Raw genomic sequence first — 11,771 nt, forward strand, 5'->3', positions numbered from 1 at the left:
GATGAAGCTTTTGACCTGCCCGATGAACGGCCCGCGCAACATCGACGAGTTCCAGTCGTTCGGGCCGGTGCGTGCGCGGCCCGATCCGAACGGCACCGCAGACAGGGAATGGTCGCGCCATCTGTTCCGCGCCGAAAACCGCAAAGGCATTGTGGTCGAGTGGTGGCGGCATGTGCCGAGCAATTACTTCTTCCTGGCCGAGCGCGATCTCGTCAGCAACGAGATCATCCGCACCTTCGACGCTTCGCAACTGCGGGACCGCGCATGAACCGGCTGCCCGCCCCTTTCGGAAGCCGCATCGATCGAAGCCGCCGCATCCGCTTCACTTTCGAGGGCAAGCCCTTCGAAGGCTATGAAGGCGACAGCATCGCCAGCGCGCTCGCCGGTTCCGGCCAATGGGTGCTGTCGCGCTCGTTCAAATACCACCGCCCGCGCGGCATCCTGTCGATGACCGGGGCCGACGCCAACGCGTTGGTGCAATTGCCATCCGAACCGAACGCCGCCGCCGAACGCACGCCGATCAGCGAAGGGCTGCGGGTCAGCGCGCAGAACGTCAATGGCTCGCTCGAGCGGGACCGCGACGCCGTCATGGACAGGTTCGGCCGCTTCCTGCCGGTCGGCTTCTACTACCGCACCTTCGTGGGTCCGCGCCGCGACAGCTGGCTGAAATTCTGGGAGCCGATCATCCGCCGCAAGGCGGGCCTGGGCGTCGTCGACACCAAGGCGCCGCACCGGCATTTCGACAAGACGCACCTGCATTGCGACGTGCTCGTCGTGGGCGCCGGCCCGGCGGGCTTGAGCGCCGCGCTCGCCGCCGCCGAAGCCGACGCCGACGTGGTGCTGTGCGACGAGAATCCGGAGATCGGCGGCGCGCTGAGCTATGGCCGCTACGATCCGGCCATCCTCTCCGGCCTGTCGTCGCGGCTGGCGGCGCTGCCCAATCTCAAGGTGCTGACCGGCACCGTCTGCAATGGCTGGTACGAAGACAATTGGCTGCCGCTGATTGAGGGCGACCGCCTCCATCGGACACGCGCCCGGGAGGTGATCCTGGCGACCGGCGCCATCGAGCAGCCGGCCGTCTTCCGCAACAACGACCTGCCGGGGATCATGCTCGGCGGTGCCGCCCAGCGCCTAATCCGCCACTATGGCGTGCGGCCCGGTCAGAGCGCCGTGGTGCTGGCCGCCAATGACGATGGTTACAGCGCGGCCCTCGACCTTCTCGATGCAGGCGTATCGGTGGTCGAGCTTGTCGATCCGAGACCGGCTGGCGAGGCCGGCCCGTTGGCAGCCGAGCTCCGCGGCAAGGGCATCGCCATCCGCAGAGGCGCGACCGTCGAGGCGGCGGAAGGCACGGCCGGAAACCGCCATCTTGCTCGCGTCCATGTCGGCGGGAGCTGGATTGCCTGCGACCTGCTCGCCGTTTCGATCGGCCAGGCACCGGCATGGCAACTACCTTGTCAGGCCGGCGGCAAGCTCGGCTATGACACCAGCACGGAAGCGATGACGATCACCCTTCCGAAAGGTCCCGTCCATCTCGCCGGCGCCGTTGCCGGAACGGACGACTTGCAGGACGCCATCGCCAGTGGCCGGCGCGCGTCGGCAGTCGCCCTTACGCATCTCGGCCATGCAGTTGCAGAAGAAGCTCCAATCACGCCGAAGAGCTTACGGCCGCGCTATGTGCAGCCGATCGCCGCCGATCCCAAGGGGCGCGACTTCGTCGACTTCGACGAAGACCTGCAGGTCAAGGATCTGCAGAATGCGACCAAGGAGGGCTATCGAGAGATCGAGCTGGTCAAGCGCTTCACCACCGTCGGCATGGGCCCGAGCCAGGGTCGTCATTCGGCCTTGGCCACCGCCCGCATCCTCGCCGAGGCAACTGGCCGAACGGTCGGCGAGATCGGCATCACCACGGCGCGTCCTCCCGTCGGGCCGGAAACGCTCGGCGTGCTCGCCGGCCACCATGAGGTGCTGGAGCGCCGCACCGCACTGCATGCGCGGCACATCGCGCTGAACGCCGCGATGAAGCCGGTCGGCGCATGGTGGCGACCCTATTACTATGGCGAAGCAAGCAGCGCCGAGGAAGCGATCCGCGAGGAAATCCTCGCCGTGCGCGAAGGCGTCGGCCTGCTCGACGTCTCGACGCTGGGCAAGCTGGAGATCCGCGGGCCGGACGCCGGCGAGTTTCTCGACCGCCTCTACACGATGGCGCATGCCAACCAGCCCGTGGGCCGTGTCCGCTATTGCCTGACGCTCAACGAAATGGGCTCGGTGATCGACGATGGCGTCGCCTACCGGATGGCGCAGGATCAGTTCTATGTGACGGCGACCACCGGCGCCGTGGCGCGCGTCTATGCCGACATGCTGTTCTGGAACGCCGAGTGGCGTCTGAAGGTCGACGTGCTCAACCTGACCGGCGCCTTCTGCGGCCTCAACGTCACAGGACCCAAGGCGCGCCTGGTGTTGGAGGCGCTGGACAGCGACATCGATTTCAGCCGCGATGCCTTCCCCTATCTGAGCGGTCGCGACGGCACTGTCGCAGGCGTCCCGGTGCGGGTGATGCGCATCGGGTTCACCGGCGAGCTCAGCTACGAATTGCATTGCCCCTCGAGCCTGGCGCCCAGCCTCTGGGACGCGGTGATGGCGGCGGGCAAACCGCATGGCCTGCGCCCCTATGGACTGGAAGCATCCCGCATCTTGCGCCTGGAGAAAGGCCACATCCTGATCGGCCAGGACACGGATGCGATCACCACGCCGGACGAGCTGGGTTTCGGCTGGGCGGTCTCGAAGAAGAAGCCGTACTTCGTCGGCAAGCGCTCCATCGAGATGCGCGCGAGGCTCGGGCAGACCCGCAGGCTGGTCGGCTTGCAGTTCCCCGCCAGCGCCCGGAACATCCCCGGCGAAAGCTGCCTGGTGCTGCGCGGCGGCGCACCTGTCGGGCAGATCACGTCGGTTGGCTATTCGCCATCGCTCGGGCATCACATCGCGCTCGCCTATGTCCATGTCGACGACCAGGCGGAAGGCAGCCGCGTGACGGTGAAGTGCCGCGACGGTGAACTGGTCGAGGTGCCGGTCGTCGCCCACGCCTTCTTCGACCCGACCAACGCGCGGCAGGAGATCTAGATGGCCACCGCTGCCAGCATCTATCCCTTCATGCCTGGCGGCGCGGCCGAAGGCACGAAGCTGGTTTCCGGCGCGGTCGTGCTGAGCGATCTCACGGACAAGCCGCGCTTCGGCCTGAAAGGCGGCGGCAGCGCCGCCTGGCTCGCCGCACAAGGCGTTCCCCTCCCCATCGTCAATCGCATCGGTGAGCATCGCGGCATGCGGGTCCTGCGCCTCGGCAATGAGGACATCCTGCTTCTCGCGGAAGGCACGGGCGAGACGCTCGCGCAGCTCAAGGTCGCCTGGCTGACCGCGGCGGCGCCGAAAGGCTATTCATCATGGCGAGAGGAGGGTTGGGCGTGGATGCGCCTTTCCGGTCCTTGCCTTGCCGAAGCGATGAGCGGCCTTTGCGCGCTGGACCTCAGACCCCAAAAATTCGGCGCCGAAGATATCGCCCAGACCCGCGTCGGCCATATCGAAGCCGTGACGTTCCGTTCGGCGACGGGTTTCGACATACTCTTCGACATCACCGCTTCGGCCTACTTCGCCCGCGCCGTGGCGACGGTGGCCGGACACATCGACCAGCATCACGCGTAGAGGATATTCATGACCCGCCCGCAAGGAACCATCGCCCCGATCCTGACGCCGTTCGAAGACGACGACCGCATCGCGCGCGACCTCTGGATTTCCCACGCCAAATGGGTGCTCGGCCAGGGCGCGCATTTCCTCTCGCCCTTTGGCACGACGGGCGAAGCGCTTTCGGTTTCGCTCAGCGAGCGCATGCAGGCGCTGGAATGGCTGGTCGAGGCCGGCATCGCGCCGGACCGGCTGATGCCTGGCACCGGCGTCACCGCGCTGCCCGAAACGGTCGAATTGTCGGCGCATGCCGTTGGCCTCGGCTGCGCCGCGGTCATGGTGCTGCCGTCCTTCTTCTACACCGGCGCCGGCGACAACGGTCAGGCGCGCTATTTCAGCGAACTGATCGAGAAGGTGGCAAAGCCCTCGATGCGCGTGATCCTCTATCACATCCCGCAGAATTCCGGCGTGCCGGTCAGCCCCGCCCTGACGGCCAGGCTGAGCAAGGCCTTTCCGGACACGGTCGTCGCCTACAAGGACAGCGCCGGCGACTGGAACAACACCGCCGCCGTCATCGCCGCCGCGCCCGATATTTCGGTGTTTCCGAGCTCCGAGGCGCAACTCACCAGGGGTCTGGCGAGCGGCGCAGCCGGCTGCATTTCGGCCACGGTCAATCTGAACGCCGCCGCCATCCGCCGCCTCTATGACGCGGCCCGCAAGGGCGAAGACGTCGCCGAGGCCAATGCCGCCATCAAGGCGTTCCGGAAGGTGATCCAGGATGCCGGGCTGATCCCGGCGATGAAGGCGGTGCTCGCGGTCAAGTCCGGCGACCGGCGCTGGCTGAATCTGCGCGCGCCGCATGAAAATGTGACGCTGGAAAACGGCCAGGCGCTGCTTGCCACCCTCGGCAGCGCCGCCGACCATATCGGCCGCAATTGAGGTCGCGATGTCGGCGCGCCCAACAATCATCCTGCACACCGACAAGCCGGGGGGCGCGCTTGCCGTGCTCGCCGAGACCCATCCGGGCCTCGATGTCCATGCTTGCGACACCTATGCCGGCCTTCCCGCTTTGATCGAGCGGACCGCCGCGGAGGTGGTCTATTCGATCCGCTTCGACGGCACGCCGCGCTATCCGCGCCAGGCTCTCGTCGAGAGCCCGACGGTGAAATGGGTGTCGATCGGCGGCTCCGGCACCGATCATCTCGGGCGCTGGGATCCCGCGCATGTGACGGTGACGAATTCGGCCGGCGTCGCCGCCGGCATGCTGGCCGAATATGCGCTCGGCGCTATGCTCTCCTTCTCGCTCGACCTGCGTGGTTTCGAACGCCGGCAGCAGGCCCGCCAATGGGGCGGCGGCCGCGTCGAGCCAATCGAGGGCAAGACCGTCCTCATCGTCGGCCTCGGCAAGACCGGGGAAGCCGTCGCGCGCCGCGCGCAGGCGATGGGCATGCGCACGCTGGGCATTCGCGCGCGACCGAAGCCGATGCCATCGCTCGACGAAGTGCATGGTCCCGACGCGCTGCTGGCGTTGATCGGCCGGGCCGAATTCATCGTCTGCTGCGTGCCCCTTCTGCCCAGCACGCGCGGCCTGCTTGGCGAGGCGGCCTTCGCCGCGATGAAGCCGACCGCCGTGCTGATCGACATTTCGCGCGGCGGCGTCGTCGAGGAAGCCGCCCTGCTCAGCGCGCTCGACAACAAGCGGATCAAGGGCGCGGCGCTCGACGTCTTCGCCACCGAGCCGCTGCCGGCCGAGCACCCGCTATGGGGCTATGACAACGTCGCCGTCACGCCGCATTGCGCGGCCGTCTATGACGGCTGGGATATCAAGTCGGTGCGCATGTTCGCCGACAATCTGGCGCGCTACCGCGAAGGTGAGCCGCTGGAGAATGTGGTCAATCCGGAACGCGGCTATTGAACGCCGGGAGGGAGTAGTCCGATGTCACAGGACAGGCGTGGCGGCGGTCGCCGATCGAAACTCGGGCGCAGCGGTGGTGGCATCGCGCAACTGCCTTGGCAGAGCGTGAAAAACCCCTACCCGCCCATGCAGCTTCTCGACGAGGAGCGCATGGAACAGCTGCACAAGACCTCGATGCGCATTCTGTCGGAGCTCGGCATCCGCGTCATGAGCGAGAAGGTGATGGACCTGTTCGCCGCGGCCGGCGCCATCGTCGATCGCGAGGAAAAGACCATCAGGATCGATGAAAGCCTGGTGACCGAAGCGCTGCGCAAAATTCCCTCATCCTTCACGCTGACCAGCCGCAACCCCGACAAGCAGGTGCATCTCGGCGGCAATTCGCTGGTCTTCGGACTGGTCGCCGGCCCGCCCAACGTGCATGACCGCATCAATGGCCGCCGCCAAGGCAATCTCCCCGACTACCAGAACTTCATCCGGCTGGCGCATCACTTCAACGCCATCCACATCATCGGCAACCAGGTGGTGGCGCCGATGGAACTGCCGGCCAATGCGCGCCATCTCGACACCTATCACGCCAATCTGACGCTGAGCGACCTCTCCTTCCATTGCACCGCGATCGGCCGCGCGAGGGCGATGGACGGCATCAACATGATGGCGATCGCGCGCGGCATCAGCGTCGAGGAGATGCGGGCTTCGCCTGGTGTTACGACGATCATCTCGATTAACTCGCCGCGCCTGTTCGACGACGCGATGGCGGAGGGCCTGATCGCCATGGCCGAGCACGGCCAGCCGGTGACCGTCACGCCCTTCACGCTGATGGGCGCCATGACGCCGGTGACCCTTGCAGCCGCGCTCTGCCAGCAGAACGCCGAGGCGCTGTTCGGCGTCGTGCTGACGCAACTCGTCAATCCGGGCACGCCGGTGATGTACGGCGCCTTCACTTCCAATGTCGACATGAAGTCGGGCGCGCCGGCCTTCGGCACGCCCGAGAACGCCAAGGCCAATATCATCGCCGGGCAATTGGCGCGGCGCTACAACCTGCCCTACCGCACCTCCAACGCCAACGCCTCCAATGTCGTCGACCTGCAGGCCGCATACGAGACCGAGATGGCGACGTGGGGCGCGGTGCTCGGCGGTGCCAATCTGATCTACCATGCCGCCGGCTGGCTGGAGGGCGGCCTGACGGCGTCCTACGAAAAGCTCGTGCTGGACGTCGAGATCCTGCAGAACATGATGGAGTTCCTGCGGCCGCTGCCGTTCCAGGAGGACGACCTAGGCTTCGAGGCGATCAAGTCGGTGCCGGCCGGCGGCCATTTCTTCGGCGCCGAGCACACCATGTCGCGCTACACCACCGCCTTCTATCAGCCGATGCTCTCCAACTGGCAGAACCACGGCGCCTGGGAGGAAGCTGGCGGCAAGGACGCACTCGAACGTGCGACCGAGCTCTGGCAGCAGGCGCTGCATGATTACGAGGAGCCGGTCATGGACACCGCGATCCGCGAGGAGCTCGACGCCTATGTCGCGCGCCGCCGAGAAGAGATCGCCGCCAATCCGGAAAGCTAGGAAGTCGCCTGATGCCCTATGATCTCCTCATCCGTCACGCAACGCTGATTTCCGGAGACGGTTCTGACCGCTTCGAGGCAGACATTGCCGTCGCGATGGGCCGTATCGCCGCCATCGGCCGGCTGGATGACGCGCAAGGCATCGAGGAAATCGACGCCAGGGGCAAGATCGTCGCGCCGGGCTTCATCGACGTGCACACCCATGACGACGGCGCGCTGCTGGCGCCGCGCGGCATGGACCCGAAGATCAGCCAGGGCGTGACGACGGTGATTGCCGGCAATTGCGGCGTCAGCCTGGCGCCGCTGCTGCTCGACAAGACACCGCCGCCGCCCTTCACCCTGGTCGGCGGCCGCGAGAATTTCCGCTTCGACCGTTTTGCCGACTATGTCGCCGAGTTGAAGCGGCGCGGCATCGCCACCAACGCGGCCCTGCTCGTCGGCCACACCACCTTGCGCCAGCGCTGCATGCCGGTGACCGATCGGCCGGCCAACGAAGCGGAAACGGCGGCGATGCAGGAGGTGGTTGCCGAGGCCATGGCCGAGGGCGCGTTCGGTCTCAGCACCGGGCTCGACTACCCGCCGGCCGTCAACTCCTCGACCGAGGAGGTCAAGGCGCTGGCGGCGACCGCTGCGCATCTCGGCGGCCCCTATGTCACCCATACGCGCAACTATTTCGAGACGATGGACGAGGCGATCGAGGAAGCGATCGACATCGTCGATCACGCCGGCGGCAAGCTGTTCATCTCGCACCACCAGTGCACCGGCCGCGCCAATTTCGGCAAAAGCCGGCCCTCGCTCGCACGGATCGACCGGGCGCGCGAGACCATGGACATCGGCATGGACGTCTATCCCTATGCCGCGAGCTCGACCGTGCTTCGGCTGGAGCGCTGCGACACCGGGCTCAAGATCCTCGTCACCTGGTCCGATCCACATCCGGAGATGGCAAGGCGTGAGATCGCCGACATTGCTCGCGAATGGAACTGCACGGAGCGCGAGGCCGGTGAGCGTCTGCTGCCGGCGGGCGCCGTCTATTTCCAACTCGACGAGGACGACGTGCGCAACATCATCGCGCATCCGCGCACCATGATCGGCTCGGACGGCCTGCCGCACGACATCCACCCGCATCCACGCCTCTGGGGCACGTTTCCACGCGTGCTCGGACACTACGCGCGCGATGTCGGCTTGCTCAGCCTGGAAGAAGCGGTGTTCCGCATGACCGGTCTGCCCGCGAAGGAATTCGGTATCGCAGAGCGCGGACTACTGGCCGAAGGCAATTTCGCCGACCTCGTCATCTTCGATCCCGAGACGATCATCGACACCGCGACCTTCGAGGAGCCGCGCCGGCCGGCTGCCGGCATCGACCATGTCTTCGTCAACGGCGTTTCCGTCTGGCGCGGCGGCCGGGCGACCGGTGCGCTGCCGGGGGCGGTTCTAAAACCTTCGGCTTCAAAAACGGTGGTCAGAGGCGCATACAACTGCGGCGCCGATCACAGCGCCTCATAGATCCGGTCGACGCTCTCCAGCGCGTAGGCGAATTCCACCGGCCGTGTGCAGCGCCAGCCGTCGAAGGGCTGGCCGGCAAGCGCCTTCAGCGCCTCGGGCAGGCGAAGGATGCCGCCGCCATAGAGCCGGTTCGCCATGTCGAGCATGCCGGTGCGGTGCATGGCCTCCGTCATGCTGCCGCAGGCTTCCTTGACCAACCAGACGCGAAAACCCTGATAGACCGCGTCGAAGACGCTTTCGGTCACGCAACTGTCGGTCAGCACGCCGGCGACGACAAGGTTTTCGATGCCAAGCGCGGCCAGCCGTTGCGAAAGATCGGTCCGCCGAAACGCGCTCGGCCAGTGCTTGTGGATGACGATGTCGCCCGGCAGCGCAGCAACTTCGGCGCAGATATCCGCGCCCTCGCTGCCGGCGACGGCGGAGCGGAATTTCTCAGTCAGGATTTCTTCCTGCCGCGCATAGCCGTCGCGTTCTTCCGGTTTCACCCAGGCCTGCGCATGAATGACCGGCATTCCCGCCTTGCGGGCGGCTTCTATCAGCACGGCGGCGTTGGCGAGCACCGCGTCGTAGCCGACGACCGACCATGCAGCCCCGGGGCGGTATTCGTTCTGCAGGTCGATGACCAGCAAGGCGGTCTTGGCAAGGTTCATGGCTGGTCCGTGTCGAAGTCGGTGACGAAACGCAAAAGCAGACGGATCGCCTGGTCGAGGTCGGCGATCTCCATCGCTTCATGCGGATTGTGGCTGCCGTTTTCATTGCGCACGAACAGCATCGCGGTCGGAATGTTGGCGCCGGCAAAGGTGGCTGCATCGTGCCCGGCTCCGCTAGGCACATGTGGCGCTCGCATTTGCAGTTCGGTAGCGGCGCGGTCGAGCCTGCCGATCAGATCCGGCGACATCGTCGCCGGCTCCCAGGTAAAGCGCGGCCCATGCTCGAAGGCGACGCCGCGTTTGCTACCGACTTCGGCGAGAATGCCATGAAGCCGATTTTCGATGCGATCCAGCACGGCTGCTTCGGCGCTGCGTACATCCAGCGTGAAGCCGAGCTCGCCCAGAACCCGGCTGCCGCCATGCTGCGTGGGATCGGACTGCACGCGACCGAAGGTGATGGTGGCCTCATGCCCTTCGCGTTCGAGCGCGTCCCACTCCGCCTCGAGGCCGGCGATCAGATCGGCAAAGCCAAGCACGGCATCACGCCGGGCGAAGCGCGGCTCGGCGCCGGAATGGGCATAGGCGCCGAAGCACTTGGCATCGACATAGCGGAAGCCGCCGGCGATCCCGGTAACGATGCCGACCGGCGCTTCGACGGCGACCAGCCGCGGTCCCTGCTCGATATGGACCTCGATAAACGCCGCGATCTGCGCGGCATCGATGCCGGGCACACCACGCCGCACGGCGTCGGGGTCGAAACTTTCCTCGCGCATGTGCTCGGCCAGCGTGTGGCCGCTGTCGGAACGCCTGGCTTCGAGCGCCTGCGGCTCCAGCAGGCCAAGCGCCGCCTGGCTGCCCGGGTAGGACAGCGGAAACCAGACGGCTTCCTCGGCGCGTGTCGCCAGCACGACGAGGTCGCGCGGCAATCGGATGCCTTGCCCGACCAGCTCGGCCATCACCGCCAGGCCTGCCACGACACCGGCGGCGCCATCGAAATTGCCGCCATGCGCCACGCTGTCGAGATGCGAGCCGATGACGATCGCCGGCAGTTCGGGGTTACGGCCGCTAAGCGTCAAATAGAGATTGCCGGCGGCATCGACGCGCGCGACGGCACCGAGTTTTTCCGCCTCATTGCGCACGAGATCATGAGCGAAGCGCTCGCCCGGTCCGTAAGCAATGCGCGTGATCCCCGGCGCATCGGTCGTGGCTTCAGCGAGCGTATCCAGGACACGCCCCGCCAGTTCACCGCCGGCCGTAAGGACGGCACTGCTCATGAAACAGCCTGCATTGCTTCATTCCTGACGCCTCGAAGCCGATGCGGCGTGAGCTCTTCGAGCGATACCCCTTGCCTTGCGACATCGTCCGGCAGGCCGCCGCCGGCGATCAGGCTGGCGCAGACCCGCGACAGCGCCGGCGACGTCTTGATGCCGTAGCCGCCCTGCCCGACCAGCCAGACGAAATCCGGAAATTCGTCATCGGGCCCAACCACCGGCGACCCGTCGGCGACGAACGTCCTCAAGCCTGCCCAGGAACGCGACACCCGCTGCACTTCGATCGTCGTTGCCCGTTCGAGACGTTCGGCGCCGATCGCGACATCGATGTCTTCCGCAAAGGCGTCCATCGGCTCCGACGGCGTCGCATCTGCCGGCGAGACAAACAGCTGCCCGGCATCCGGCTTGAAATAGAATTCCGCGCCGACATCGTTGACCAGCGGCCAGTCGCTGATATCGACACCCTCAGGTGCCGGAATGTTGAAAGCGGTGCGGCGCTTCGGCTGCAGGCCGACCGGGCGCATGCCGGCCATCGCCGCGATCTCGTCGCCCCAGGCGCCTGCCGCATTGACGACCAGCGGCGCAAGGAATGTCCCCGCTTCCGTCTCGACCCGCCATCGACCGCCCTGCCGGCCGATAGTCCTTACGCCGGCCTTGGTGACGACGCGCGCGCCATGCGCCCGCGCGCCGCGCAAAAAACCCTGATGCAGGCCGTTGACATCAATGTCCATCGAATGCGGTTCGATATAGGCGCCGGCGAGATAATCCCGGCGCAGCACCGGCACGCGCGCGATCGCCTCGTCCGGCGTCATCGCAACGATCGAGGGAACGAGCGCCTGCGCCGCCGCCATATCCTCGCGCAAAAGGTCGAGCTGGTCGGCGCGCGCCACGGTGATCATGCCGCGCTTGCTGAGCAGCGGATAATCGCAAAAACCCGTCGGCGGCTCGGTCAGGAAGGCGCGACTTGAGAGCACGATGCGGCGGATGACGCCGTTGCCGTAATTCTCCGTGAAGCTCGCCGCCGAGCGTCCCGTGGTGTGATAGCCGCAATGGCTCTCGCGCTCGAGCAGCACAACCTTTTTGTCGCGCGAAATCTCGAAGGCGGCGCCAGCGCCGGCCATGCCGCCGCCGATGATGATCACGTCGGTTTCCGTCATGTCAGCCGCGCTCACTGCTTTTGCGCATTCATCGCACC

10 protein-coding genes are annotated in these 11,771 nt (G+C 66.4%); 7 read left to right on the forward strand and 3 right to left on the reverse strand.

The window, feature by feature from the left end; all coding sequences use genetic code 11:
* Window position 1 precedes the first annotated feature (1 nt).
* From LB572_RS08765 to LB572_RS08795, 7 genes are read left to right on the forward strand one after another with little or no spacing between them, the layout of a single operon-like run.
* Entirely contained in the window at window positions 2–268 is a 267-nt protein-coding gene (locus LB572_RS08765) for a sarcosine oxidase subunit delta (protein ID WP_224667444.1), read from the forward strand.
* Window positions 265–3,120 carry a 2Fe-2S iron-sulfur cluster-binding protein gene (locus tag LB572_RS08770; protein WP_224667445.1) on the forward strand — a complete coding sequence of 952 codons (2,856 nt, stop codon included), beginning with the start codon at window positions 265–267 and terminating at the stop codon, window positions 3,118–3,120. The genes LB572_RS08765 and LB572_RS08770 overlap by 4 nt, the downstream gene beginning before the upstream one ends.
* Complete coding sequence (locus LB572_RS08775) at window positions 3,121–3,696, forward strand: hypothetical protein (RefSeq protein WP_224667446.1); 576 nt, start codon at window positions 3,121–3,123, stop codon at window positions 3,694–3,696.
* A gap of 9 nt (window positions 3,697–3,705) precedes the next feature.
* On the forward strand, window positions 3,706–4,614 hold the full coding sequence (locus LB572_RS08780; protein WP_224667447.1) for a dihydrodipicolinate synthase family protein: 909 nt from the start codon (window positions 3,706–3,708) through the stop codon (window positions 4,612–4,614).
* Window positions 4,615–4,621: 7 nt separating this feature from the next.
* Window positions 4,622–5,590 (forward strand): D-2-hydroxyacid dehydrogenase, encoded by a 969-nt coding sequence (locus LB572_RS08785; protein ID WP_224667448.1) that lies wholly within the window; start codon window positions 4,622–4,624, stop codon window positions 5,588–5,590.
* 21 nt (window positions 5,591–5,611) lie between these two features.
* A complete protein-coding gene (locus LB572_RS08790; RefSeq protein WP_224667449.1) occupies window positions 5,612–7,153 on the forward strand; it encodes a trimethylamine methyltransferase family protein in 1,542 nt (513 codons plus the stop codon).
* Between the two features lie 11 nt (window positions 7,154–7,164).
* A complete protein-coding gene (locus LB572_RS08795) occupies window positions 7,165–8,655 on the forward strand; it encodes an N-acyl-D-amino-acid deacylase family protein (RefSeq protein WP_224667450.1) in 1,491 nt (496 codons plus the stop codon).
* On the opposite strand, the gene LB572_RS08800 is transcribed toward LB572_RS08795, so the two are convergent.
* The 3 genes from LB572_RS08800 to LB572_RS08810 are packed head-to-tail and all read right to left on the reverse strand — an operon-like array spanning window position 8,640 to window position 11,733.
* A complete protein-coding gene (locus LB572_RS08800) occupies window positions 8,640–9,305 on the reverse strand; it encodes a cysteine hydrolase family protein (protein ID WP_224667451.1) in 666 nt (221 codons plus the stop codon). The two genes, LB572_RS08795 and LB572_RS08800, sit on opposite strands and share 16 nt — an antisense overlap.
* On the reverse strand, window positions 9,302–10,579 hold the full coding sequence (locus LB572_RS08805) for a Zn-dependent hydrolase (RefSeq protein ID WP_224667452.1): 1,278 nt from the start codon (window positions 10,577–10,579) through the stop codon (window positions 9,302–9,304). The genes LB572_RS08800 and LB572_RS08805 overlap by 4 nt, the downstream gene beginning before the upstream one ends.
* Window positions 10,576–11,733: an NAD(P)/FAD-dependent oxidoreductase gene (locus tag LB572_RS08810; RefSeq protein WP_224667453.1), complete on the reverse strand. Its 1,158-nt coding sequence runs from the start codon at window positions 11,731–11,733 to the stop codon at window positions 10,576–10,578. The genes LB572_RS08805 and LB572_RS08810 overlap by 4 nt, the downstream gene beginning before the upstream one ends.
* Window positions 11,734–11,771: the final 38 nt, after the last annotated feature.

The organism is Mesorhizobium sp. BH1-1-5, from assembly GCF_020165615.1.
Classification (GTDB): domain Bacteria; phylum Pseudomonadota; class Alphaproteobacteria; order Rhizobiales; family Rhizobiaceae; genus Mesorhizobium.